19 protein-coding genes and 1 pseudogene are annotated in these 24,060 nt (G+C 73.9%); 5 read left to right on the top strand and 15 right to left on the bottom strand.

Annotated features, from left to right (window positions below; translation table 11 throughout):
- Positions 1–8: 8 nt before the first annotated feature.
- Complete coding sequence (locus AB0Q99_RS26660; RefSeq protein ID WP_363575884.1) at positions 9–806, bottom strand: carbon-nitrogen family hydrolase; 798 nt, start codon at positions 804–806, stop codon at positions 9–11.
- A 173-nt stretch (positions 807–979) separates the two neighbouring features.
- Between AB0Q99_RS26660 and AB0Q99_RS26655 the strand changes: the two genes are divergently transcribed.
- Positions 980–1,801 (top strand): maleylpyruvate isomerase family mycothiol-dependent enzyme, encoded by an 822-nt coding sequence (locus tag AB0Q99_RS26655; protein ID WP_363575883.1) that lies wholly within the window; start codon positions 980–982, stop codon positions 1,799–1,801.
- A 158-nt stretch (positions 1,802–1,959) separates the two neighbouring features.
- Positions 1,960–2,823 (top strand): Bro-N domain-containing protein, encoded by an 864-nt coding sequence (locus AB0Q99_RS26650; RefSeq protein ID WP_363575881.1) that lies wholly within the window; start codon positions 1,960–1,962, stop codon positions 2,821–2,823.
- Positions 2,824–2,923: 100 nt separating this feature from the next.
- Here AB0Q99_RS26650 and AB0Q99_RS26645 read toward each other — a convergent pair whose 3' ends face one another.
- The 3 genes from AB0Q99_RS26645 to AB0Q99_RS26635 all read right to left on the bottom strand — a co-directional run bounded on the left by AB0Q99_RS26645 (position 2,924) and on the right by AB0Q99_RS26635 (position 7,151).
- The gene (locus tag AB0Q99_RS26645; RefSeq protein WP_363575879.1) at positions 2,924–4,309 is read right to left on the bottom strand and encodes an MFS transporter; all 1,386 of its coding nucleotides are present in this window, start codon (positions 4,307–4,309) and stop codon (positions 2,924–2,926) included.
- Between the two features lie 174 nt (positions 4,310–4,483).
- Positions 4,484–5,662, bottom strand: coding sequence for a M64 family metallopeptidase (locus AB0Q99_RS26640; RefSeq protein ID WP_363575877.1), 1,179 nt, complete (start codon positions 5,660–5,662; stop codon positions 4,484–4,486).
- A 265-nt stretch (positions 5,663–5,927) separates the two neighbouring features.
- Positions 5,928–7,151, bottom strand: a complete 1,224-nt coding sequence (locus AB0Q99_RS26635; RefSeq protein ID WP_363575876.1) for a benzoate/H(+) symporter BenE family transporter — start codon at positions 7,149–7,151, stop codon at positions 5,928–5,930.
- 206 nt (positions 7,152–7,357) lie between these two features.
- Between AB0Q99_RS26635 and AB0Q99_RS26630 the strand changes: the two genes are divergently transcribed.
- Positions 7,358–8,305 (top strand): hypothetical protein, encoded by a 948-nt coding sequence (locus tag AB0Q99_RS26630; protein ID WP_363575874.1) that lies wholly within the window; start codon positions 7,358–7,360, stop codon positions 8,303–8,305.
- Between the two features lie 86 nt (positions 8,306–8,391).
- Here the strand turns inward: AB0Q99_RS26630 and AB0Q99_RS26625 are convergent, their stop codons facing one another.
- From AB0Q99_RS26625 to pdhA, 3 genes are read right to left on the bottom strand one after another with little or no spacing between them, the layout of a single operon-like run.
- Complete coding sequence (locus tag AB0Q99_RS26625; protein ID WP_363575872.1) at positions 8,392–9,870, bottom strand: dihydrolipoamide acetyltransferase family protein; 1,479 nt, start codon at positions 9,868–9,870, stop codon at positions 8,392–8,394.
- Positions 9,871–9,885: 15 nt separating this feature from the next.
- Positions 9,886–10,863: an alpha-ketoacid dehydrogenase subunit beta gene (locus AB0Q99_RS26620; RefSeq protein ID WP_363575972.1), complete on the bottom strand. Its 978-nt coding sequence runs from the start codon at positions 10,861–10,863 to the stop codon at positions 9,886–9,888.
- Positions 10,860–12,020, bottom strand: coding sequence for a pyruvate dehydrogenase (acetyl-transferring) E1 component subunit alpha (pdhA, locus tag AB0Q99_RS26615; protein ID WP_363575870.1), 1,161 nt, complete (start codon positions 12,018–12,020; stop codon positions 10,860–10,862). Before pdhA ends, AB0Q99_RS26620 begins: the two co-directional genes overlap by 4 nt.
- A 420-nt stretch (positions 12,021–12,440) precedes the next feature.
- Between pdhA and AB0Q99_RS26610 the strand changes: the two genes are divergently transcribed.
- The gene (locus tag AB0Q99_RS26610) at positions 12,441–13,100 is read left to right on the top strand and encodes a response regulator transcription factor (protein WP_363575868.1); all 660 of its coding nucleotides are present in this window, start codon (positions 12,441–12,443) and stop codon (positions 13,098–13,100) included.
- 65 nt (positions 13,101–13,165) lie between these two features.
- Positions 13,166–14,266: a phosphotransferase gene (locus tag AB0Q99_RS26605; protein ID WP_363575866.1), complete on the top strand. Its 1,101-nt coding sequence runs from the start codon at positions 13,166–13,168 to the stop codon at positions 14,264–14,266.
- Between the two features lie 5 nt (positions 14,267–14,271).
- On the opposite strand, the gene AB0Q99_RS26600 is transcribed toward AB0Q99_RS26605, so the two are convergent.
- The 8 genes and pseudogenes from AB0Q99_RS26600 to AB0Q99_RS26565 form a co-directional block, all read right to left on the bottom strand.
- A complete protein-coding gene (locus tag AB0Q99_RS26600) occupies positions 14,272–15,804 on the bottom strand; it encodes a protein kinase (RefSeq protein WP_363575970.1) in 1,533 nt (510 codons plus the stop codon).
- Positions 15,805–16,114: 310 nt separating this feature from the next.
- Entirely contained in the window at positions 16,115–17,548 is a 1,434-nt protein-coding gene (locus AB0Q99_RS26595; protein WP_363575864.1) for a protein kinase, read from the bottom strand.
- A gap of 293 nt (positions 17,549–17,841) precedes the next feature.
- Entirely contained in the window at positions 17,842–18,453 is a 612-nt protein-coding gene (locus AB0Q99_RS26590; protein WP_363575862.1) for a bacterial proteasome activator family protein, read from the bottom strand.
- 252 nt (positions 18,454–18,705) lie between these two features.
- Positions 18,706–19,158: a hypothetical protein gene (locus AB0Q99_RS26585; RefSeq protein WP_363575861.1), complete on the bottom strand. Its 453-nt coding sequence runs from the start codon at positions 19,156–19,158 to the stop codon at positions 18,706–18,708.
- Between the two features lie 526 nt (positions 19,159–19,684).
- Entirely contained in the window at positions 19,685–20,662 is a 978-nt protein-coding gene (locus AB0Q99_RS26580; RefSeq protein WP_363575859.1) for an NAD(P)H-quinone oxidoreductase, read from the bottom strand.
- A gap of 67 nt (positions 20,663–20,729) precedes the next feature.
- The gene (locus AB0Q99_RS26575; protein WP_363575857.1) at positions 20,730–21,776 is read right to left on the bottom strand and encodes a potassium channel family protein; all 1,047 of its coding nucleotides are present in this window, start codon (positions 21,774–21,776) and stop codon (positions 20,730–20,732) included.
- A 22-nt stretch (positions 21,777–21,798) separates the two neighbouring features.
- A complete protein-coding gene (locus AB0Q99_RS26570; RefSeq protein WP_363575855.1) occupies positions 21,799–22,995 on the bottom strand; it encodes a molybdopterin molybdotransferase MoeA in 1,197 nt (398 codons plus the stop codon).
- A gap of 98 nt (positions 22,996–23,093) precedes the next feature.
- Positions 23,094–24,036, bottom strand: a pseudogene (locus AB0Q99_RS26565) (NTP transferase domain-containing protein).
- Between the last annotated feature and the right edge of the window lie 24 nt (positions 24,037–24,060).

Here is a 24,060-nt window from a genome sequence, read left to right as displayed (position 1 = left end):
AGCCCGGCTCAGCGCTGGACCGGCGCCGGGATCCCCAGCAGCCGGTCCCGCAGCACCGGGAAGTCCGCGCGCGCCTCGGCCACCTCGGCCGGGTCGAACTCGACCGTCAGCACCTGCTCCTCCGTCCCCGCCTCGGCCAGCACCCGGCCCCACGGGTCCACCACGATGCTGTGCCCGGCCTGCTCCACCCCGGCGTGCGTCCCGGCGGTGTTGCACGCCAGCACGAAGGCCTGCTCCTCCACCGCCCGCGCCCGGGCCAGCAGCGTCCAGTGCTCGCGCCGCTTGGCCGGCCAGGCCGCCGGGACCACCAGCAGCTGCGCGCCGGCGTCCAGCAGTGCCCGGAACAGCTCCGGGAAGCGCAGGTCGTAGCAGGTGGCCAGGCCCAGCGTGGCGAAGTCGGTGGGCGCGGTGACGATCTCCTGGCCCGCGCCCATCACCACCGCCTCGCCGCTGTCGAAGCCGAAGCGGTGGATCTTGCGGTAGGTGTGCACCAGCTCGCCGTCCGGGGCGAACAGCATCGAGGTGTTGTAGATGGGCCCGTCCGGGTCGCGCTCCACGATCGAACCCGCGTGCAGCCAGACCCCGGCGGCCCGGGCGGCCGCCGCCATCGCGTCCGAGGTGGGCCCGTCCAGGCCCTCCGCGCCGTCCGACCAGAGGTCGTAGGCGAAGCCGCCGAGCGGCCACAGCTCCGGCAGCACCACCAGGTCGGCGCCCTGCTGCGCCCGGACCAACGCCGCCGCCCTGGCCCGCCGTTCGGCGGGCGGCTCGGCGTCGGAGACCGCGAGTTGGATCAATGAAGCGCGCACAGTACCACCGTCCACGGCAAGAGTCCTACGATCGTCACCCGAAAGCGCTGCCCAGCTGTCTTCCGGCAGCGTAACGTGCGGTTAGCGTGCGCGCCCGGAAGCCGGACCATCCCGGCCGGCGGTGACGGCTGGGCGCGGACGGCAAGGAAGCTGACGGAGGGCCGGAGATTCCCGTGACGGACAACCAGACCGTGCAGGCTTACACGGAGGCGTGGACCCAGAGCATCGAGTCCATATCGGAGCTGGTCGCCCCCCTCCCCGAGGGCTCCTGGAACCGGGCCACCGAATGTCCGGGCTGGTCCGTCCGGGACGTCGTCTCACACGTCATCGCGGTCGAGTCCGAGCTGCTCGGCGACCCGCGCCCGATCCACTCGCTGCCGCGTGACCTCCGTCACGTCACCACCGAGTTCGCCCGCTACGTCGAACTTCCGGTCGACAAGCGCCGCTGCCACACCGCGCTGGAGATGACCAGCGAGCTGGAGTACACGATCATCCGCCGCTCCCGGGCGCTGCGGAACGCCAAGCAGACCCCTACCGCGCCGGTGCGCTGGCCGGCCGGACCGCTCGCCAGGGACGTCCCGTACCACGAGCTGCTGCGGATGCGGGCCTTCGACGTCTGGGTGCACGAGCAGGACCTGCGCCGGGCCCTGGACACCCCCGGCAACCTGGACGCCCCGGCCGCGCTGATCGCCCGGGACCTCCTGCTGGAGCTGCTGCCCAAGGCCATCGCCAACCAGGCCGGCGCCCCGGCCGGGACGGCCCTGGTACTGGACGTCACCGGCCCGGTGGAGTTCCTGCGCACCGTCCGGGTCGACTCCACCGGCCACTGCACCGTGGACGAGTCGATCAGCCTGGCCCCCGACGTCCAGTTCACCATGGGTTGGGAGACCTACCTCCGGCTCGCCTGCGGCCGCGGCCGGCCCGGGCCGGTCTCCGTCGAGGGCGACAAGGAACTGGCCGACCGGGTGCTCGCCAACTTCTCGGTCACCATCTGACACCCCAGGCGCACGCCACCCGGCGTACACGCACCACCGCACGCCGGGTGGGCACCACTCGTGCATCCACGCGTCAACCCGGCACCAGCCACCTCACCCGTTCGGCCTCGTTGTTCCGGGCAGTCCAACCATCACCCGGAGGAACGAGGGGCATTGCCATGGACGACGAACAGGAACAGCAGGAACAGATGGTGCTGGTGCGGTCGAGCTTCCCGGTCACGGGGCAGCCGGTCAGGGTCGTGATGATCGACGGCGAGCCGTGGTTCGTCACGGCGGACGTGTGCGCCGTGCTCGGCAGGCTGAACCCCAGCCGGGTGCGCCACGTCGTCGACGCGGCTCACGCACGGGTCGTCAACTCGCGCTCGATTAACCTAACTTTCGGGAAGGTTAATCACGATTCCGCAGGTCAGAAACCCTACGAGCGCGGCAACCCGATGCTCAACGTCATCAGTGAGTCCGCTCTGTACACACTGATCATGCGATCGAACAAACCCAACGCCAAGCCGTTCCAGGAATGGGTCACGAGCAACCTCCTCCCCTCCATCCGACGCGGGGACACCGACATCCCCACCCAGCGGCGGCGGATGGCGGAGACCCTGACGGAGGCGATCGGGCAGCAGGTACGGATCGTCGCGGAGATCGACCACGAGGACTGGCCCGGCCTGGTCGTCCACTCCGACGGGACGGTCCGCTGCCGGCACGGGGAGATGGTCCTCCGCCTGCCGGACCGGGAGGAGGACAGCGGACCGCCGTTCGGCGCGTACTTCGCCTGCCCGGGCGGGGAGCGGGTCGGGATCCGGGGCAGCCGGATCGTCCCGGGCTGCCCGAAGCTCAAGCTGGTGGACCTGATCCGCCTGCGGAGCGAAGCGCAGCCCACCCCCGGCACTGGCACTGGCACCGGCACCGGCACCGGCACCGGGCCCGTGCCCGCTCACGGGCCGATGCGTGCGGAACTGCACGGCGCCCGGCTCTTCGGGACACCACCGCAGATGGCCGCGTTCCTGCGGGCGTACGTCCGCTGATCCTGCCGCTACAGGCGCTATGGGTGAGTTCATCTCGCCCATAGCGGCAACAAACCCTGGTTCCGACCGAGGGTCACGACGTTTCCGCAGGTCGGAAACGCTACGCCTCCGCTGCTGCGACCCTCCGCCGCAGGCGGACGATCATCAGCGTCCCCACCGCCAGGGGGACGTACTGCCAGCAGAACGCCCAGCGGAAGGCATCGGCCGGGTAGCCGGCGGTGCCGTCCGGGGTGAGGGCGTCCAGCAGGACGCCGACGCCGAAGAGGGTGATCATCGTGCCGATGAAGCCGCCCATGTTGACGATCCCGGAGGCGGTGCCGAGCCGCTCCGCGGGGTTGCGTGAGCGCGCGTAGTCCAGGCCGACCAGCGAGGCCGGACCGTTGCTGCCCATCACCAGGATGATCCCGACCAGCAGCCACATCGGCGGGTGCCCACCGGGCCAGGCGAGTACCAGCGCCCAGCCGAGCGCGGTGGTGACGATGACGGTGAGCACGATCGGCATCCGGGCGCGCGCCGTGGCGGAGAGCAGCCGCCCGAAGACGAACCCGAAGGTCATGTTGCTGAGCACCAGCAGGGTCAGCAGCCCGCCCGCCCCGGCCCGGGACATGCCCTGCGCCTCGACCAGGTAGGGCAGGCCCCAGAGCAGGCCGAAGGCGTTGCCGGGGAACTGGGTGGTGAAGTGGATCCAGAGCCCGAGCCGGGTGCCGGGTTCCCGCCAGCAGTCCCGGAGCTGCCGGCCGACCTTGGGTCGTTCCCGGTGCTCCACCGGCCGGATCGGTTCCGCGGGCACCGGCGCCTCCCGGAGGAAGAGCGCGACCAGCGCGAACACCGCCACGCCCAGCACGGCGATCGCGGCGAAGGTGGGCGTCCAGCCCTCGCTGTGCAGCGCCTGCGCCAGCACCACGGTGGTGACCAGGTTGCCGCCCATCCCGGCCAGACCGGTCAGCTGGGCCACGAACGGGTTCCGGGCGGCCGGGAACCAGCGGGCGGCGATCCGCAGCACGCTGATGAAGGTCATCGCGTCGCCGCAGCCGAGCACCGCCCGGGAGGCCAGCGCGGGGGCGAAGGAGGAACTGAAGGCGAAGGCCAGTTGCCCGGTGCTCAGCAGCACGATCCCGAGCAGCAGCACCCGGCGCGGACCGAAGCGGTCCACCAGCAGGCCGACCGGGATCTGCATGGCCGCGTAGACCAGCACCTGGAGGATCGAGAAGGTGGAGAGCGCCGAGGCGCCGATGCCGAAGCGGTCGGCGGCGTCCAGCCCGGCCACGCCGAGGCTGGTGCGATGGATGACCGCCAGCACGTAGACGCTGACGCCGACGGACCAGGCCAGCCAGGCCGCGCGACCGCCGGGCGGCGCGGGCACGGGGACGGGGACGGGGACGGCGGGCGGAACGGCCGGGTGCGCGGGTACGGCCGGGGGCTCGGCACCGGGCCGGGGAGCGGAGGCGGACGGGGGCGCTGCTGGGCTGGCGGGCTCCACGGTCATAGTGCGACCAGGTTAGTCATCCCATGATGGGAGACCCAGGGCGGGGTTCGGTCGCCCCGGTGCGCAGCCGCGACCCCCCGGCCGCGTGGATCCGCCGGTGCGCTCCCCCTGTTTCCCCCGCCTCCCGGCCCCGACTCGCCCCGGCCCGCCTCGGTCGGCCTCCCCGGCCCCGCCTCAGCCCGTCAGCGTCCAGGACACCGACCGGGTCATGAAGCGGTCCCGGAAGGCCTCGTCCCGCACCCAGTCGGTGGTGTCCCGGACGGTCGCCGTCACGGTGGCCGTCCGGCCCGGGGCCAGGTTCAGCTGCGTCGTGTCCAGCCAGGAGCCGTCCGCGGACTGCGGCGTCACCGGGACGCCGTCGACCTTCCACTCCACCTTCAGCTGCCGCGGCCCGGTCAGCGGCAGCGGCCGGACGTCGAGCCGGGGCCGCCCGGTCACCTCGCCGGGCGCCGGCAGCGGGGCGTCGGTCGGGCGGACCTTGCGGTACAGCTCCTCGATGATCGCCTCGCGCGAAGGCAGGTTGTACGCACTGCCCAGGGTCCGCATGACCGAGTCCGGAGTCGGCCGGTAGAGGCCGTTGGCGCTGCGGTACGCCCCGACGACGCCGACGCCGTCCGGGGACTCGGCGCCCAGCCAGCGCCACCACTTGACCTGCTTCTTGCGCATGTCGTCGGCGTTCAGGGTGGCGAGGTTCGGGTAGTCGGCGTCGTCGGGGGCGCTGTCGTACTCGTCGCCGAGGTCCCCCACCGTGTGCCCGATCTCGTGCTGGATGATCCGCCCGGCGTCCTGGCTGCCGCCCGCCAGGGTGGTCACCCCGGTGCCACCGGCGCCGCCGTACTCCGTGGAGTTGGCCAGCGCGATCAGGTACTGCGGCCCGGCGCCGTCCCCCGCGTACCGGGCGGTGGCGGCCTCGTCGGCGCAGAGCAGCCGGGCGGTGCCCTCGCACCAGAAGTGCATGCCGAGCGGGGTGGCCGGGTTGCGGCCCCGGCTCTCGGTCTCGGCTATCCCGGAGACCGGGGAGACCACCTCGACCCGTCGTATGTTGAAGAAGCCCTGGTAGGTGCGGAAGGGCTCGATGTCCATCAGCGCGTGCCAGGCCCGGTCGGCCTGCTGCCGGAAGAGGTCCTGTTCGCCCGCCGTGTAGCCGTCGCCGAGCAGGACCAGGGTGATCCGGTTGGCCGGGTCCCCGGTGCGGCGTATGTCGACGGTCGGGGCGGGCGAGAGTATCCGCTGGTCGGCGCGGAGCGCGGTGTGCGGCGGCACCGCCCGGTCGGCCGGGGCCCCCGGCCCGATCACGCCGAACGGCGAGGGGCCGGCCAGCTCCAGGGCGGCGGGGAGCAGGGCGGTGGACACCAGCACGAGCGCGGCCAGACTCCGAACGAGACGGCCAGGGTTGCCAGGCGGCATACGGGTGCGTCCTCGGGGCTCCGGTCACCCGGCGTCGCCCGGGTGGTGGAGCGGAGACGTACCCGGACCGGCGTGTCGCCCCCACCGGCGGACGCAAATGTCACCGACCTGGCCGAACGATCCGTATTCATCCAGCCATGCAGGTCATACCAACCACTACTCCCCGGTGCCGCCCCCGGCACTGCTCCCCCGGCGCCGCCCCGCCGCTTCCTCAGCCCTTCCGGAAGCCCAGCACCAGATGGGTGCCCAGCCCGAAGAGCAGCCCCCAGAAGGCCGAGCCGATCCCGAACAGGCTCATCCCGGAGGCGCTCGCCAGGAAGGTCACCACCGCCGCGTCCCGCCCGCGCTCCTCGGCGACCGCCGCCGCCAGGCTGCCCTGTAGCGAGGCCAGCAGCGCCACCCCGGCGATCACCGCGATCAGTTCCTTCGGCAGCCCGGTGAACAGGCTCACCAGCACCCCGCCGAAACTGCCCACCAGCACGTACAGCACGCCCGAGGACATCCCCGCGACGTACCGGCGGCGCGGGTCCGGATGGGCCTCCGGGCCCGCGCAGATCGCCGCCGTGATCGCCGCCAGGTTCACCCCCGGCGAGCCGAACGGCGCCATCAGCACCGACACCGCGCCGGTCGAGCCGATCAGCAGCCGGTCGTCCGCCCGGTAGCCGAAGGCCCGCATCACCCCGAGGCCCGGCGCGTTCTGCGAGGCCAGCGCGACGATCGTGAGCGGCAGCGCCAGGCCCACCAGCGCCGACCAGGAGAACGCCGGCACCGTCAGCACCGGCACGGTCGGCCCACCCTGCCCCAGGTGCGGCGACAGCCCGACGGTGAGCGCCGCCAGCACCCCGCCGGCCACCAGGGCGATCAGCACGGCGTACCGCGGCACGAACCGCTTGGCCACCAGGAAGGCCGCGAAGCCGCCCACCACCAGCACCGGCGCGCCGTGCACGGCGCCGAAGATCCCGGCGCCGAAGGAGAACAGGATGCCGGCGAGCATCGCGTTCACGATGCCCACCGGCACCGCCGCGATCAGCCGGCCGAACCAGCCGGTCACCCCGAACAGCGCCACCGCCACCGCGCTCACCAGAAAAGCGCCGACCGCCTCCCGGTACGGGTAGTCGCCCAGGCTGGTCACCAGGAGCGCGGCCCCCGGGGTGGACCAGGCGGTGATCACCGGCGTCCGGGTCCACCAGCTCAGCGCGAAGCCGCTCACCCCGCTGCCGATCGCCACCGCCCAGATCCAGGACGCGGTGTGCGCCGCGTCCAGCCGTCCGGCGGCCGCCGCCGCGAGCACCACCACCAGCGGTCCCGAGAAGGACACCGCGACGCACACCAGTCCGGCCAGCAGCGCCGGCCCCGACGCGTCCCGTCGCAGCGACCGACGTTCCCCGCTCCCGACCGGTGTCGTCTCCGGTCGGACCGTCAGCTCATCCGTCATCCCGGCAGTATCCCGAAGCCCCGCCGAAGACTCCCGAAAAAGTTTTTGAACCCACCTGCAACCCCCGGCTGGGATGCGCGTCTATACGGATGAAGGCACGGAGAGCGAGACCGGCGGAGCCGGGGGGCGCTTCCGCTCGACAGGAGCGGGGCCGGTCGTCTTCACCCATCCACACCATCAGTCACATGACCCTGGGGAGTCACGTCATGCGTATGCCCGTTATCACCCGTTTCGCGAAGAACGACCGCGCGCTCTCCGGCCGCCGCCGCATCGCCGTCCTCGCCGCCACCACCGTCCTCGCCGGCGGCGTCCAGTTCCTCGCCACCGACAGCGCCTGGGCCTGCGGCGCACCGGACACGGCAACCAAGTCGGCCCAGGCCGCCCCGGCCGTCCCGGCCGCCACGCACGACGGCTCCTACACCGCCGATTTCCACATGACCCCGGACGGCCAGAGCATCACCGCAGGCGGCGCCAAGGTCGAGATCGGCGTCAGCGTCGGCAACGTCACCGGGGCCCCGTACCAGAACGTCTCCGCGATGCTCGCGCTGTACAACCCGAAGCCCGGCACCAACCTCCGGCCCGAGGACCTCACGGTCGAGGTCGCCACCGCCGGCGGCTGGAAGTCGGTCGGCCTCCGCCACGGCTGCGACCCGACGCTCTTCACCCTCACCTCGGCCGCCACCACCACCCCGAACCTGGAGACCGGCCGGGTCGCCAACGTCGGGTTCCGGGTGGGGCTCTCCGCGAAGGCGCCGAAGGACCTGACCGAGATCCAGGTCGGCCTGCTGGCCCAGGCTCCCGGCTTCCCGGCCGAAGCCGGGCCGACCCACACCTACCGCGTGCAGCGGACCGCCGCCCCCGCCGCGCCGACCACCCCGGCCAAGCCCACCAAGCCCGCGCCCACCAAGACCGCCAAGCCCGCTCCGGCCGAGCCCGCCGCCGACCGCACCCCGGCCAAGGCCGCCGAGCCCGCCAAGGCCCCCACCGCGGCCCCGTCCACCCCGCCGGCCACCACCGCCCCCGCCGGCACCCCCGAGCTGGCCCAGACCGGCGCCTCCTCCACCCACACCTTCCTCGCCGTCAGCTCCGCCGCCCTGCTCGCCCTCGGCGCCGGCGTCCTGATCGCCGTCCGTCGACTCCGTCCCCAGCGCTAGTCGACGGACGGGCACGACGAAGGGCCCCCTCCTCCACACGGCGGTGTGGAGAAGGGGGCCCCTTCGTCGTTCTCGGGCCGGGCCCGTCAGCCCCAGGTGATCAGGCGCTTCGGGTACTCCAGCAGGGCGGCCACGTCGGCCAGCACCTTGGAGCCCAACTCCCCGTCCACCAGGCGGTGGTCGAAGGAGAGCGCCAGCGTGGTCACCTGACGCGGGACGACCTTGCCCTTGTGCACCCACGGCAGTTCCCGGACCGCGCCGAAGGCGAGGATGGCGGCCTCACCCGGGTTGAGGATCGGGGTGCCGGTGTCGACGCCGAAGACGCCCACGTTGGTGATGGTGATCGTCCCGCCCTGCATGTCGGCCGGCGAGGTCTTGCCCTGGCGGGCGGTCTCGACCAGCTCGCCGAGCGAAACGGCCAGCCCCGAAAGGGTCTTGGACCCGGCGTCCTTGATGTTCGGGACGATCAGGCCGCGCGGGGTGGCCGCGGCGATGCCGAGGTTCACCTGACCCCTGATGACGATCTCCTGGGCCGCCTCGTCCCACTGGGCGTTGACCTCGGGGTGCCGCTTGACCGCGGTGAGCAGCGCCTTGGCGACCAGCAGCAGCGGGCTGACCCGGACGTCCCGGCCCAGCTCGCCGCTCTCCTTGAGCCGACGGACGAACTTCATCGTGCGGGTCACGTCGACCTGGACGAACTCGGTGACGTGCGGGGCGGTGAAGGCCGAGGCCACCATCGCCTGCGCGGTCGCCTTGCGGACGCCCTTGATCGGCACCCGGACGTCGCCCGTGCCGGAACCGGACACGGCCACCGGCAGCGGCGCCGCGACCGGCTCGGCCGCGGCGGCCTCGACCACCGGGGCGACCGGCACGGCCGGAGCGGCCGGAGCGGCCTTGGCCGCGGCGTACGCGTGCACGTCCTCACGGGTGATCACGCCGTCCCGGCCGGTCGGGGTCACCTCGCGCAGGTCGACGCCCAGGTCCTTGGCCAGCTTGCGGACCGGCGGCTTCGCCAACGGCCGCTCCCCGGAGGGAACGTCGGCGACCGGCGCCGGAGCGGCCGGGGCAACCGGGGCGGGCACGACCGGAACCGGAGCCGGAGCGACCGCAGCCGCCGGAGCCGGCTTCGTCGCGGCGACCTTAGTGGTGGTCGTCCGCCGGGCCCGGCGCTGGCTGACCCCGGTGCGCGGACCGTACCCGACCAGCACCTCGCGGCGCTCGGGCTCGGCCTCCTCGGCGGGCGCCGGGGCGGCCGGAGCCGCCACGGCGGGCGCGGCCGCGGCCGGAGCGACCGGGGCCCCCGCCTCCCCGGCGACCGCGACCGAGATGATCACGGTGCCGACGTCGACGGTCGCGCCCTCGGGGAAGTGCAGCGCCTCGACCACCCCGTTGAACGGGATGGGCAGCTCCACCGCGGCCTTGGCGGTCTCGACCTCGCAGACGACCTGCCCGTCGGTGACGGTGTCACCGGGCTTGACGTACCAGCTGAGGATCTCGGCCTCGGTGAGGCCCTCGCCCACGTCGGGCATCTTGAACTCGCGGAGCGAGCGAACTTCGGTGGTCATCTTCGCTCCCCGGGATCAGTACGCGAGCGCGCGGTCGACGGCGTCGAGCACGCGGTCCAGGTCGGGGAGGAAGGCCTCCTCGACGCGGGACGGCGGGTACGGCGCGTAGTAGCCGCCGACCCGCAGAACCGGTGCCTCCAGGTGGTAGAAGCACTTCTCGGTGAGCCGGGCGGCCAGCTCGGCGCCCATGCCCAGGAAGACCGGTGCCTCGTGCACCACGATGGCCCGGCCGGTCCGCTTGACCGACTCCTCCAGGGTGGTGAAGTCCACCGGGGAGAGCGAGCGCAGGTCGACGACCTCCAGCCGGCGGCCGTCCTCCTCGGCGGCCGCGGCGGCCTCCAGGCAGACCTTGACCATCGGGCCGTACGCGAGCAGCGTCGCGTCGGTGCCGGGCCGGACGATCCGGGCGTCGTGCATGCCCAGGTCGGCGGCGTCGCCGACCTCGCCCTTGTCCCAGTAGCGGCGCTTGGGCTCCAGGAAGATGACCGGGTCGTCGGACTCGATCGCCTGCCGCAGCATCCAGTGCGCGTCGTGCGCGTTGGAGGGGGTGACCACGCGCAGACCTGCGGTGTGCGCGAAGTACGCCTCGTGCGACTCGCTGTGGTGCTCGACCGCGCCGATGCCGCCCCCGTAGGGGATGCGGATGGTGACCGGCATCTTGACGTGCCCGAGCGCGCGGGCGTGCATCTTCGCCAGCTGGGAGACGATCTGGTCGAAGGCCGGGTAGACGAAGCCGTCGAACTGGATCTCCACCACCGGGCGGTACCCGCGCAGCGCCAGGCCGATCGCGGTGCCGACGATGCCGGACTCGGCGAGCGGGGAGTCGATCACCCGGTCCTCGCCGAAGTCCTTCTGCAGGCCGTCGGTGATCCGGAAGACGCCACCGAGCTTGCCGATGTCCTCGCCCATGAGGAGGGTCTTCGGGTCGTTCTCCAGCGACTTGCGCAGCGCTCCGTTCAGCGCCTTGGCGATGCTCAGCTGACCGGCCATCAGAGGTTCTCCCCCGCCTCGAAGGAGGCCGCGTACTCGACGTACTCGGCCCGTTCCTCATCGACCAGCGCGTGCGGCTCGCTGTACACGTGGTCGAAGATCAGGGTCGGGTCCGGGTCCGGCATGCCGCGCACGCCCTCGCGCACCCGCAGCCCCAGCTGCTCGCTCTCGGCGTCGACGGCGGCGAAGAACTCCTCGTCGGCCAGGCCCTCCTTCTCCAGGTGGGCGCGGAGCCGGGCGATCGGGTCCTTGGCCTTCCAGGCCTCGGTCTCCTCGGCGTGCCGGTAGCGGGTGGGGTCGTCGGAGGTGGTGTGGGCGCCCATCCGGTAGGTGAACGCCTCGATCAGCACCGGGCCGTTGCCGCTGCGGGCGTGGTCGAGCGCCCAGCGGGTGACCGCGAGGCAGGCCAGCACGTCGTTGCCGTCGACCCGGACGCCGGGGAAGCCGAAGCCGGAGGCGCGGCGGTACAGCGGGATCTTGGTCTGGGTGGTGGTGGGCTCGGAGATCGCCCACTGGTTGTTCTGGCAGAAGAACACGACCGGCGCGTTGTAGACCGAGGCGAAGGTGAAGGCCTCGTTGACGTCGCCCTGGCTGGAGGCGCCGTCGCCGAAGTACGCGATGACCGCGTCGTCGGTGCCGTCCTTGGTGATGCCCATCGCGTAACCGGTGGCGTGCAGGGTCTGCGAGCCGATCACGATGGTGTACAGGTGGAAGTTCTTCTCGTTCGGGTCCCAGCCGCCGTGGTTCACACCGCGGAACATGCCGAGCAGGTTCAGCGGGTCGACGTCGCGGCACCAGGCCACGCCGTGCTCGCGGTAGGTGGGGAAGGCGTAGTCGCCGGTGCGCATGGCACGGCCGGAGCCGACCTGGGCGGCCTCCTGGCCGAGCAGCGAGGCCCACAGGCCCAGCTCGCCCTGGCGCTGCAGCGCGGTGGCCTCACCGTCGAACCGGCGCACCAGCACCAGGTCGCGGTAGAGGGAGCGCAGCTCCTCCGGAGTGGTGGTGAGGGGGTAGTCCGGGTGCTCGACCCGCTCGCCTTCCGGCGTGAGCAGCTGGACGAGCTCCGGCTGGGCGTCCTCACCCGTGGCGCGGAGGGTGTCAGGGACAGCGGGGGCCGCCTTCTTGCGAGCCCTCGCCGTGCTTTTGACGGTCACGTTCACTCCTCGGTCTGTCCGGCCGCCCGGGGTCGCCGGCGACCGGTCCGGTCACCGCCTCGCGGGGCGCGCGTGGGTGTGCGCACCTACTGCGGGGCAGGTGGTGATCCTGTTCCGACGGCGTCCCTCACGAGAACGTTACCCAGCGTCCGCCCTTGGCGCGCTTGCGCTAGGACGTCCTACTTGTTCAGGGCCTACAACCCCGAGGGTGCCGCGCTCGGACCGCCGTCGGAAGGGTGGGGGTGACGGGCGACGTGACGCAGCTCTCAATCCGAGCGCCTTCAGGACACCAGCGCACGTTATCCGGGCGGACGCCCGTACGTAAGGGGGTTCTCGGTATCGGTTTCGGACGGCTCTGGCCGGATCACGTCTTTACGGCGGTACGAGCGATAGGTCTTTCCTACGGTGATATGGGAGGCTTTGGACGTGACTGATAACGGACGAATCAGGGTATTCCTCCTCGACGATCACGAGGTCGTCCGACGGGGTGTGCACGACCTGCTCTCGGTCGAGGGCGACATCGAGGTCGTCGGCGAGGCCGGTACGGCCACCGAGGCACTCACCCGGATCCCCGCGGTCCACCCCGACGTCGCGGTGCTCGACGTCCGGCTGCCGGACGGCAACGGGGTCGAGGTCTGCCGCGAGATCCGGTCCCGGCTGCCGGAGATCAAGTGCCTGATGCTGACCTCGTTCTCGGACGACGAGGCGCTGTTCGACTCGATCATGGCCGGCGCCTCGGGCTACGTCCTGAAGGCGATCCGCGGCACCGACCTGATCACCGCCGTCCGGGACGTCGCGGCCGGCCGCTCGCTGCTCGACCCGGTCGCCACCAGCCGGGTGCTCGCCCGGCTGCGCGGCGGCGGCCGGGAGGAGGACGAACGGCTGGCCCAACTCACCAAGCAGGAGCGGCGGATCCTCGATCTGATCGGCGAGGGGATGACCAATCGTCAGATCGGCAACGAGTTGCACCTGGCCGAGAAGACGGTGAAGAACTACGTCTCCAGTCTGCTCGCCAAGATGGGCATGGAGCGACGCACCCAAGCGGCCGCCTTCGTGGCGCGGCACCAGGCCGACCACCAGTACTGACCCGACGACTGCACAGTTCTGACGGTTTGTCAAGGACCCCTGCCAGCTGGCCATACCCTCTGGCTGTGACTTTCAGCCAGACCCTCGCCTGCGCCCCGGCCCGCCCCGACCTCTCCGCACCGCCGATGGGGACCCTCAGTCCGCCCGTCCCGCACACCGCGCTCGCCGAGGTCCTGGGCCGCTACCGGGTGGGGCGCCTGCTGACCGCCGAACCGGTCGCCGAAGGCCTGCTGAACCGGGGGTACCGCGTCACCACCGAGGCCGGTCCGTACTTCCTGAAGTGCTACGTCGACACCGCCACCGCCAGCCGCCCGAAGATCCTCGCCCACCACCGCGCGATGGCCGCGCTGAACACCCTCGGACTGCCCGTCGCACCCCCGCTGACCTGCGCCGAACGGTCCGGCACGGTGGCCGGCTGGGGCGGCCGGCTGTTCGCGCTGTTCCCGTGGACCGATGGCCGACACCGGCACGGCAGCGAGCTCGACCTCGCGCAGTGCGAGGCGCTCGGCGCGCTGCTCGGCCGGCTGCACGGCGCACTCGACGACGTCTGCGCCCCCTTCGAACCGCCCACCGGCTACCGCAGCGCCGACCCCGCCGACAGCGCCGACCTCGCCCGCGACCTGCGGCGCCGCGCCCGTGCGCACCGCCCGCACGGGGAACTGGACGCGCTGGTCGAGCGACGGCTCACGGAACGGCTGGAACTGCTCGCCGAGCACGCCCACCGCCGCCCCGCCCCGCTGGCCGCCCCGCCCGCCGGCTGGACCCACGGGGACTTCCACGGCCTCAACCTGCTGTACGACGACGGCCCGGCGGGCGGGCGGGTGACCGCCGTCCTGGACTGGGACAAGCTCGGCCCGCAGCCGCGCGCCGAGGAGGCCGTCCGGGCCGCCACCCTGCTGTTCGACGACCGGGTGTCCGGCGTCCTGGACCTGGTCCGGGTCCGGCGCTACTCCCAGGCCTACCGGGCCTCCGGCGCCGCCACCGCCGAGCACCTGGCCGCCGCCGCCCACCGGGTGTGGTGGGAGCGGCTGAACGACTTCTGGATGCTGCAGTGGCGCTACCAGCGGGCCGACCACCGGGCCGACCCGCTCTACCCCGGCTCGGCCGGGCAACTGGCCTGGTGGTGCCAGGAGTACGAGCAGGTCCTGGACGCCTTCACCAACTGACCGGGTCAGGGAGTCTGCGGCGCCGTCGGCTTCGAGGACTGGGACGGCGGGTTGGTGGGCGTGCCGCCCCCGCCGCCCGAGGTCGGCGTCGCCCCACCGGTAGACCCGCCGGTCGGCGTCGCCGTCCCCGGGGCCGTCGGGGTGTGGCTGGCGCTCGTCGTCGGCGTCGGCGTCGGCGTGTGCTTGCCCGAAGTCGGCGACGGCGACATGTTGGTGCCGTTGTTCCCGGTGTTGTTCCCGCTGTTGTTGTTGCCGGGGTCGGTCGGCGGCTGCGGCTTCTTGCTGCCGGAGACCGAGGCCGGCGGGGTCGGCAGCCCGCTCTGGGCCGGCGTGGTGGGCTCGGTCGTGCTGACCACCGGCGCGGGCGCCGGGGGCAGGTCGTGGCCCTTGGTGGTGCCGTTGCCGACACCGTTGAGCGCGATCGCGATGCCGGCCCCGGCCGCGACCAGTACCGCGACGCCGCCGGCCACCCAGGCCCACGGCCCGCGCCGCCGGCCGTACCCGCCGTCGTGGCCGTCGTCCTCGCCGCCACCGCCGTACCCGCCGCCGGCCACCGGGTAGGACGTGGCGGGGGTGTGCGGGCCGTTCGCGCCCTGGTAGGGCAGCGCGGAGGTCTGGTCGCCGGGGCCGACCACGCCGAAGGCCGCGGTGGCCGCCGTCTGGTCCGGCCGGAGCACCTGGGTCGCGCCGGTGTCGCCGGCCGTGCCGACCCAGCCGGCCCCGGCGGCGCCGTGCATCTCGCGCAGCGCGTGCTGCAGGTGGGCGCGGAACTCGTCGGCGTCCTGGAAGCGGTCGTCCGGGTTCTTGGCGAGCGAGCGCAGCACCAGCGGGTCGAGGCCGACCGGCACCCGGCTGTTCGCCTGCGAGGGCGGCACCGGCGGGTCCTGGACGTGCTGGTAGACCACCGAGAGCGGGGTGTCGCCGGTGAACGGCGGGCGCAGCGTGAGCAGTTCGTACAGCATGCAGCCGGCCGCGTACAGGTCGGAGCGGTGGTCGACCGGTTTGCCGAGCGCCTGCTCGGGCGAGAGGTACTGCGGGGTGCCCATGACCATGCCGGTCTGGGTCATCGTGGTGGCCCCGCCGGTCAGCGCCCGGGCGATGCCGAAGTCCATCACCTTGACCGCGCCGGTGGTCGTGATGATCACGTTGGCGGGCTTGATGTCGCGGTGGACGATGCCGTGCCGGTGGCTGTACGCGAGCGCCTCCAGCACCCCGGCGATGATGATCAGCGCCTGGTCGACCGGCGGTGCGTCCTCGTCCGCCAGCAGCTCGCGGACGGTCCGGCCCTCGACCAGCTCCATCACGATGTACGGCGTGGACTCGTCCCCGACGTACTCCTCGCCGGTGTCGTAGACCGAGACGATCGAGTGGTGGTTGAGCGCCGCGACGGCGTGTGCCTCGCGGGTGAACCGCAGCCGGGCGACGTCGTCCTGGGCCAGCTCACCGCGCAGCAGCTTGACGGCGACGGTGCGGCCCAGCCGCACGTCCTCGGCGGCGAACACCTCGGCCATGCCACCGCGGCCCAGCCGGTGGGTCATCCGGTAGCGGCCGTCACCGACGGTGCCCAGCGGTGCCGAGGTGCCGCGACCGGGGGTGTGCGGGCCGCCGGCCCCGTAGACGGGCGGCAGCCCCGAGGGCGCGGGCTCGCTGCCGGGCTCCGGCATCCTCGGCGTCCCGCCGGTCCGGCCGACCGCTCGGGCACCCGCGTCGTCGTCCGGCTGCTGCGTCTGTGCCATCGCTCCTCGCCCCGGGCGTTCGCTCGGATCGCGGTGCCCTGTCGCTTACGTATCCCCGAACGCTACCCCTTCCGGGAAGCGTACGTGGCATGCGCCAACCGGTCGGAAACCGTCAGAGCAGACCATTCCGGTCGGCCGGGAGGTCGACCACCAGCACGTTCGCCGGGCGGTCGGCGTGGCTGAACTTGCCGCCGGTCTTCTTGTCGGCGTTGTTGACCACGATCGCGATGATGATGCCCGCCAGCACGAGCACGCCGATGATGATCCCGACCACGACCAGGACCGTCGAACAGCCGCCGCCCCCGGGCGCCTTCGGCTGCTGGTACGGCGGCACCCGGTGCGGCTGCGGGGTGTGCGCCTGCTGCGGGAAGGGGTGCGGCGTGTGCGGGGCCTGCGGGCGCGGGGCCTGGTAGGCGGGCGGCGGCGTCCGGTACTGCGGCGGCTGCTGCCCCTGCTGCAGGTACTGCGGCTGCGGCGTGTGCGGGGCCTGCGGACCCGGCGCCTGGTAGGCGGGCGGCGGCGTCCGGTACTGCGGCGGCTGCTGCCCCTGCTGCAGGTACTGCGGCTGCGGCGTGTGCGGCGGCTGCGGGGCGGCGTGCACCGAGCGCGGGCCCTCGTTGATCACCAGCGGGGTGCTGGCCTGCAGCTTCTGCCCGCTGCCGCCGCCCTTGGCGGCCTCGATCAGCCGCTCCGCCTCGTCCCGCATCGCCGCCGCGCTCTGGAACCGGTGCGCCGGGTCCTTGCGCAGCGCCTGGGCGACGAAGGCGTCCACCTCGGGGGTGAGCGAGCGGTTGAGGGTGGAGGGCGCCGGCGGCTCCTCCTGGACGTGCTTGTAGGCGATCGAGAACGCCGAGTCGCCGTCGAAGACCAGCTGGCCGGTGAGCATCTCGAAGAGCATCACGCCGACCGAGTACAGGTCGGAGCGGGCGTCCACCGGCTTGCCGAGCGCCTGCTCGGGCGAGAGGTACTGCGGGGTGCCGACCACCATGCCGGTCTGCGTCATCGACGTGGCGCCGGACTCCAGCGCCCGGGCGATGCCGAAGTCCATGACCTTGACATTGCCCTTGCGGTCGAACATGACGTTGCCGGGCTTGATGTCGCGGTGCACCAGGCCCATGTCGTGCGAGGCCTCCAGCGCGTTCAGCACGCCGACGGTGACCCGCAGGGCCGCCTCGGTCGGCATCGCGCCGTACTGGCCGACCGCCTCGTTGATCGCCTCGCGCAGGCCCTGGCCGTCGATCAGCTGCATGACGATGTACGGGGTGCTGGAGCCGTCCGGGGCGACGTCCTCACCGCTGTCGTACACCGTGACGATGTTCGGGTGCTCCAGCCGGGCCACCGCCTGGGCCTCGCGGCGGAACCGCTCCTTGAACGAGGCGTCCCGGCCCAGCTCGCTGTGCATGCTCTTCAGCGCGACCTGCCGGTCCAGCACGCTGTCGTAGGCGAGGTGCACGGACGCCATGCCGCCCTCGCCCAGCAGCCGCTGCAGCACATAGCGGCCGTTGCCCAGGGAGAAGCCCTCGACCGCGTTGCCGTGCTCGCTCATGGTCCTCTGCTCCCCCTCGGCGCGGCCGTGCTGCCGCAACCGTGACGTTCGGTCTCGTCCGTGCGTGGTGGGCCCGGCCCGCTGGCCCGGCGGGCCCCTGTCGCGGCGGCTCGACCGGCCTGCGACAGGGGCCAGGGTATCGGCTCGCGCCGACGGTGACCGGCCCAGGGCCGGTCCGGGGCACGGGCCGTCGGCACCGGGTCCCGACGGCGCGGCCCGGGGGCGGATCGTCGTGGTACGTCCGGTCCGGCGGGCAGCCGCCGGACGCACCGGCGGCTGCCCGCCGGAGGTCGTTAGAGGTACGGACCGGAGCGGACGCCGCGGCCGTGGCCCGGCTCGTCCTCGTCGTGGTCGCCACCCTGCAGGCCCGGCGGCAGCGCCCGCCGCATCTGCTCCAACTGGGCCCGCGCCGCCATCTGCTGGGCGAACAACGCGGTCTGGATGCCGTGGAACAGTCCCTCCAGCCAGCCGACCAGCTGGGCCTGGGCGATCCGCAGCTCGGCCTCGGTCGGGATGCTGTCCTCGGTGAACGGCAGCGACAGCCGCTCCAGTTCGGCGACCAGCTCCGGCGCCAGGCCGAGTTCGAGCTCCTTGATCGAGCTCGCGTGGATGTCCTTCAACCGGGCCCGGCTCGCCTCGTCGAGGGGTGCCGCCCGGACCTCCTCCAGCAGCTGCTTGATCATGCTGCCGATGCGCATGACCTTGGCGGGCTGCTCGACCATCTCGGTCACCGGGAGCTCGCGCGGCACGTCGCCGTCGTCCTCGTCCCCCACCGGGCCGGTGAACCCCGGGCCCACCGGCATTCCGTCCGGTCCGACGATCAGCACCTTCTGGCCGTCCTGCGGCTGCCCGCCGGCGGCCCGGTAGGGCTCCTGCGACGAGCGCTCGTTCATCGGATTCGTCATGAACAACATTCTCTCTCACTGGGGTTGGTCGGGCGGAAGCCCCCGTTCGTCCCGCCGGCCTGCGCCACCCGTGACGAAGGTACGCCCCCGCGCGCCGCACGGGAATCCGTACGGGTCCGCGACCTTCGGCCCGCGCGGCCCGCGCACCGGCCGCCCGCCCGGTCCACGCCCGCTCCCCCGCCCACGGAATCCGCACCGAACCTCCACCCCCGCCCGCGCCGCGAACCGCCCCCGCGACGCCGGCCCCGCGGCTCAGCCCTTCCGCAGCCGCAGACCGATCAGCCCCAGACCGCAGCCGATCATGCCCAGGCCGACGCCCAGCGGGAGCTGGGTGGTGGAGGCGTCCTGCCAGCGGGCGGGGAGGACGGAGGGGATCGCGGCGGCCGCGACCGGCCGGTCGGAGGCGGCCGTGACGGCCTCCGGTGCCGCGAGGCCGCCGGGGTCCACCGGGTCCGGGGTGCCCGGGCCGGCGGCCGACGGGCCGGCCACGATGCTCTGGTCCTGAACCTGGCCGGGGGCCTGGTCGGGAGCCTGGTCCTGAACCTGGTCGGGGGCCTGGTCGGGAGCCTGGTCCTGAACCTGGTCGGGGGCCTGGTCGGGAGCCTGGTCGGGCACCTGGCCGACCGCCTGGTCCGGTGCCTGCTCCACGGTGGCGTCGAAGCGCTCCGGCAGCGAGGCCGGACGGTGCCGGAGCGGACGGCGCACCGGGTGCCGCGGCGGCGCGGCCGCCGGCCCGGTCCCGGCCGGAGACACCGCCGCCGACGTCTCGGAGCCCGCCTCCGCACCCACCGCACTCGACCCGGCACCCGGCGTCGGAGCGGGAGGAGGGGAAGGAGGAAGCGGAGAGGGCGCGGGATCGGGGTCGGGAGAAGGTGACACCCAGGCCGAGGGCGACGGCATCGCCACCGCCGCCGACGCGGCGGCCAGTGGGAGCGTGAGCCCCAGGACGGCCGCCGCGAACAGCCGCTGGGCGCGGCCCGCGTACGGGCGGCGACGGGTACGACGGTGGTGCGGCGCCACGGGCAGCGGCCCGAGGAACGCGTGCGGGGATGCGGCCACGGTCGGAGTCCTTCCGACGGCCGGCCGCGCCCGGGGGCGGGGTCGGCGGCGGGACAGCTCCGGACCAGCGTCGCACGGCCCGGCATTCCAGGCATTTCGGACGCCGGCCGGACACCCGCACCGCAGCACCGGCCCGGCCTCCCCCGCCCCCGAACCAGCGGGCCCGCCGGCCCTAGGCCCGCAGCACGACCTTCCCCACCTGCTCCCCGGCCTCCAGCACCCGGTGCCCCTCGCCCGCGTCGGTCAGCGGCAGCACCCGGTCCACCACCGGCTTCACCACCCCGGACTCGACCAGCGGCCACACGTGCTCCCGCACCGCCGCCACGATCGCCGCCTTCTCCGCCAGCGGCCGCCCGCGCAGGTTGGTGGCGATCACCGCCGCCCGCTTGCGCAGCAGCGCGTTGAGGTCGAGTTCGCCCTTCACCCCGCCCTGCAGCCCGATGATCACCAGCCGCCCGTTGACCGCCAGCGCGTCCACGTTCCGCTGCAGGTACTTGGCGCCCATGATGTCCAGGATCACGTCCGCCCCGGCCCCGCCGGTGGCCTCCCGGAGCGCCGCGACGAAGTCCTGCTTCCGGTAGTCGATCGCGATGTCCGCCCCCAGCTCGGTGCACCGGGCCAGCTTCTCGGCGCTGCCCGCGGTGACCGCGACCCGCGCGCCGACGGCCTTGGCCAGCTGGATCGCCATGGTCCCGATGCCGCTCGCGCCGCCGTGCAGCAGCACGGTCTCGCCGGGCCGCAGGTGCGCGGTGAGGAAGACGTTGGACCACACCGTGCAGGCGACCTCCGGCAGCGCCGCGGCCTGCTCGGGGGTGAGCCCCTTCGGCAGCGGCAGCAGCTGCCCGCTCGGCACCGCGACCCGCTGCGCGTAGCCGCCGCCCGTCAGCAGCGCGCACACCTCGTCGCCGACCGCCCAGCCGGCCACCCCGGGCCCGAGCGCGACGATCCGCCCGGCGCACTCCAGCCCCGGGTAGGGCGAGGCGCCGGGCGGCGGGTCGTAGAAACCCTGCCGCTGGAGCAGGTCGGCCCGGTTGACGGCGGTGGCCGTCACCTCGACCAGGACCTCGCCCTCCGCGGGCACCGGGTCGGGCACCTCGGCCCACACCAGTGCCTCGGGGCCGCCGGGTACGGGAATCGTCATCGCGTGCATGCCCCGAACCTACTCCGCGTCAGGGCGGTTCAGGGGGCAGGGCCCGCGCCGGCCGGCCGACGCCGGGTCAGCCGGTCGACCTGATGACGATCACCCGGTCGGTGAGCCGCAGCACGGCGGCCTCCGGCTCGTCGTAGTTGAGCACCCGTCGCCCGCGGACCACCGCGACCACCAGGTCCTCGCACTCGCGCGGGCCGTGCCCGGCCTCGGCCCGGGTGACCGGGCGCTCCACCACGTCCAGCCCGGTGCCGTACGTCAGCAGGTCCTCCATCACCGCCCCGGCGTGCGGGCTGAGCATCGACAGCCCGAGCAGCCGCCCGGCCGAACTGGAACTGGTGACCACGACGTCGGCGCCGCTCTGCCGCAGCAGCGGGGCGTTCTCGTCCTCCCGCACGGCGGCGACCACCGTGGCGTGCTTGTTCAGCTGGCGCGCCGTCAGCGTGACCAGCACGGCGGTGTCGTCCCGCTCCGGGGCGACCACGACCCGGGCCGCCGTGGGCAGGGCGGCCCGCACCAGCGTGTCGGTGCGGGTGGCGTCGCCGACCACCCCGACCAGGCCGTGCTGCGCGGCCTGGTCGATCACCTTGCGCTGCGGGTCGACGACGACGATCTCCTCCTTCCTCACCCCCTGCCCGAGCAGGGTGTCGACGGCGCTGCGGCCCTTCGTCCCGTACCCGATGACGACGGTGTGCTCGTGCACCGTGGACCTCCAGCGGTTCAACCGCCATTGCAGGCGGGTGCGTTCGGTCAGCACCTCCAGCGTGGTGCCGACCAGGATGATCAGGAACAGCACGCGCAGCGGGGTGACCACGAGGATGTTGGTGAGCCGGGCGCTGTCGCTGTACGGGGTGATGTCGCCGTAGCCGGTGGTGGAGAGCGTCACGGTGGCGTAGTACGCCGCGTCGAGGAAGCCGACCCCGCCTCCGGCGTTGTCGTTGTAGCCCGCCCGGTCGGCGTAGACGATCAGCGTGGTGGCGATCAGCACGGCGAGCGCCAGCAGCAGCCGCGAGCCGACCTGCCGTCCGGCGGGTGCGGCCCGGCGGGCGGGCAGCACGATCCCGGCGTCCGCCCACGGCTCCGTCCCCGGCGCCCGGTCGCGTCCGAAGCGGCTCATGCGGGCGCCTCGTTCGGCCCGTTCACGGCACCTCCAGCAGCTCGACCGTCTCCCCCGCGGCCGCCCCGCCGGGCGGGACCACGGCCAGCGCCTCGGCCCGGGCGAGTCCGCGCAGCATCGCGGGCCCGTCGAAGGCGAGCGGGACGACGCCCTCGGCGGTGCGCCGGACGGGCTGCAGCCGGGTGTCCGCCGGGTGGCCGGGGAGCGCGGCCGCGACGGGTGCCAGGGCGGGGACGCCGACGGCCCGGCCGGCGCGGGCGTGCAGCAGCGGCAGGGCGAGCGTGACCATCCCCGCGACGGCGGCCAGCGGGTTGCCCGGCAGGCCGACCAGGTGGCGCCCGCCGGGGAGTTCGGCCAGCAGCATGGGGTGTCCGGGCCGGACGGCGACGCCGTCCACCAGCAGCCGGGCACCGGCCTCGGTGAGCGCCCGGTGCAGGAAGTCGACCGGCCCGGCGGCCGTCCCACCGGTGGTGACCACGATGTCGGCGGTGGAGTGCCGCAGCGCGTCCCGGAGCAGTCCGAAGTCGTCGCACACGTACCGCACTTCGGCGACCTCGGCACCGGCGGCCCGCAGCCAGGGCGGCAGCAGCGGTCCGAGCGCGTCCCGGACCAGGCCCGGGCCGGGGATCCCGGCGGCCAGCAACTCGTCCCCGAGGACGAGCAGTTGGACCACCGGGCGGCGGCGGACCAGCAGCCGGTCGTGGCCGCAGGCGGCGGCCAGGCCGAGCACGGCGGGCCCGACCTCGGTGCCCGCCGGCAGCAACTCCTCGCCCCGGCGGCACTCCTGGCCGCGCGGCCGGACGTCCTGGCCGGTGGTCAACTGCCGGGGGCCGCGGTCGCGCAGCAGCGTGCCGTCCGTCCACCCGTGCTCACGGCGCAGCACGGCGGTGGCGCCGGAGGGCAGTCGGGCGCCGGTGGCGATCTCCACCGCGGAGCCGTCGGCCAGCGGCGCCGACTCGACCGATCCGGCCAGTACCCGGCCGGCGACCCGCCACGGGCCGGGCCCGGCGACCGCCCAGCCGTCCATCGCGGAGGTGTCGAAGGCGGGCAGGTCGGTCAGCGCGGCGAGCGGCTCGGCGAGAGTGCGGCCGAGCGCCTCGGCCAGCGGCAGCCCGACCCCGGGCAGCGGACGCAGTCCGGCCCGGCGCGCGGTCTCGCGGGCCCGGGGCCAGCTCGACTCGGCGGGGCCGGCGGGCGGTGTGGAACCGCCGGAGGACATCAGACCGACGGACGGCGTCGGGCCCCCGGACGGCGTCGGGCCCCCGGACGGCGTGGGGTCGGCGGACGGTGCGGCCACGGTGGTCTGCCCGACCGTGCTCACTGCTCGCCCGGCCGGTCGCCGGCGCTCCACCCGTCGGCGAGCGCCTCGGTCCGCCGGGCGGCCTCGGCGACCGCCTCCGGCCCGCCGCCCCGCTGGGCTGCCGCGTAGCCGATCAGGAAGGCGGTCAGCGGCGCGGCCGGCCGGGCCACCCCGTGCGCGACCACCCGGGCCAGGTCGAGCAGACCTCGGACGTCCACGTCCAGGTCGACGCCCAGGTCGGCCTTGACCTCGGCGATCCAGTCATCCAGCGTGCGCTCCATGCGCCCATGCTGCCTGATCGGCGGTTTCCCCGAGGTGTTCGCCCCGTGTGCGGGACGCGTCGTTTCCCTCACAGCCCGGTCTCCGGCGTCGTGAGGTTCAGGTCCGGTCGCGTTCCCGGGCCTGTTCCAGGTCCTCCCAGGTGTCGCAGTCGTAGGCGACGCCGTCGGTGTCGGCGACCCGCAGCTTCGCCAGCCCGCCGACCAGGCGGCGCAACGGCTGCCCCGCCGGATCGCCGAGCCCGGCCAGCGCGGCGCGCAGCGGGGCGGTCCGGTAGGCGGCGGCGAGCGGCTGGTCGCGGCCGCCCGCGTCGACCAGCACGGCGGCGGCCACCGCGGGCCCGGCGCCGTCCAGGGCGGCGGCGAGCCGGTGCACGGTCCGCCGGTCCAGGAACGGCAGGTCGGCGGCGAGCAGCAGCACGGTGTCCGCGGTGACCAGGTCGAGCCCGGCCGCGACGGCGGCGACCGGCCCGCCGCCGGGCGGCTGTTCCCTCGTCCAGCGGACGCCGTCGCGCGCGGTCGGCCGGGCCGGGCCGACCACCACGGTGGTGCGGGCGTCCGGGCAGGCGGCGAGCACCCGGTCGAGCAGGGTGGTCTCGCCGACCGTCAGCCCGGGTTTGTCGGCCCCGCCGAGGCGCCGGGCGGCCCCGCCCGCCGGAACGATCACGTCGTACGGCGTCATGCGGCCAGTATCCGTCCGGCCGCG

The organism is Kitasatospora sp. NPDC086791, from assembly GCF_040685975.1.
Classification (GTDB): Bacteria; Actinomycetota; Actinomycetes; order Streptomycetales; family Streptomycetaceae; genus Kitasatospora.
The sequence above is the reverse complement of the archived record's forward strand: the minus strand, read 5'-3'. Positions and strand labels throughout refer to the sequence as shown.

Bases quoted from the DNA above. Each gene is read 5' to 3' on its own strand.
- AB0Q99_RS26650 (WP_363575881.1), top strand. From the start codon at position 1,960: ATGGACGACGAACAGGAACAGCAGGAACAGATGGTGCTGGTGCGGTCG.
- AB0Q99_RS26645 (WP_363575879.1), bottom strand. From the start codon at position 4,309: ATGACCGTGGAGCCCGCCAGCCCAGCAGCGCCCCCGTCCGCCTCCGCT.
- AB0Q99_RS26635 (WP_363575876.1), bottom strand. From the start codon at position 7,151: ATGACGGATGAGCTGACGGTCCGACCGGAGACGACACCGGTCGGGAGC.
- AB0Q99_RS26630 (WP_363575874.1), top strand. From the start codon at position 7,358: ATGCGTATGCCCGTTATCACCCGTTTCGCGAAGAACGACCGCGCGCTC.
- AB0Q99_RS26625 (WP_363575872.1), bottom strand. From the start codon at position 9,870: ATGACCACCGAAGTTCGCTCGCTCCGCGAGTTCAAGATGCCCGACGTG.
- AB0Q99_RS26600 (WP_363575970.1), bottom strand. From the start codon at position 15,804: ATGACCCACCGGCTGGGCCGCGGTGGCATGGCCGAGGTGTTCGCCGCC.
- AB0Q99_RS26595 (WP_363575864.1), bottom strand. From the start codon at position 17,548: ATGAGCGAGCACGGCAACGCGGTCGAGGGCTTCTCCCTGGGCAACGGC.
- AB0Q99_RS26590 (WP_363575862.1), bottom strand. From the start codon at position 18,453: ATGACGAATCCGATGAACGAGCGCTCGTCGCAGGAGCCCTACCGGGCC.
- AB0Q99_RS26580 (WP_363575859.1), bottom strand. From the start codon at position 20,662: ATGCACGCGATGACGATTCCCGTACCCGGCGGCCCCGAGGCACTGGTG.
- AB0Q99_RS26575 (WP_363575857.1), bottom strand. From the start codon at position 21,776: ATGAGCCGCTTCGGACGCGACCGGGCGCCGGGGACGGAGCCGTGGGCG.
- AB0Q99_RS26570 (WP_363575855.1), bottom strand. From the start codon at position 22,995: ATGTCCTCCGGCGGTTCCACACCGCCCGCCGGCCCCGCCGAGTCGAGC.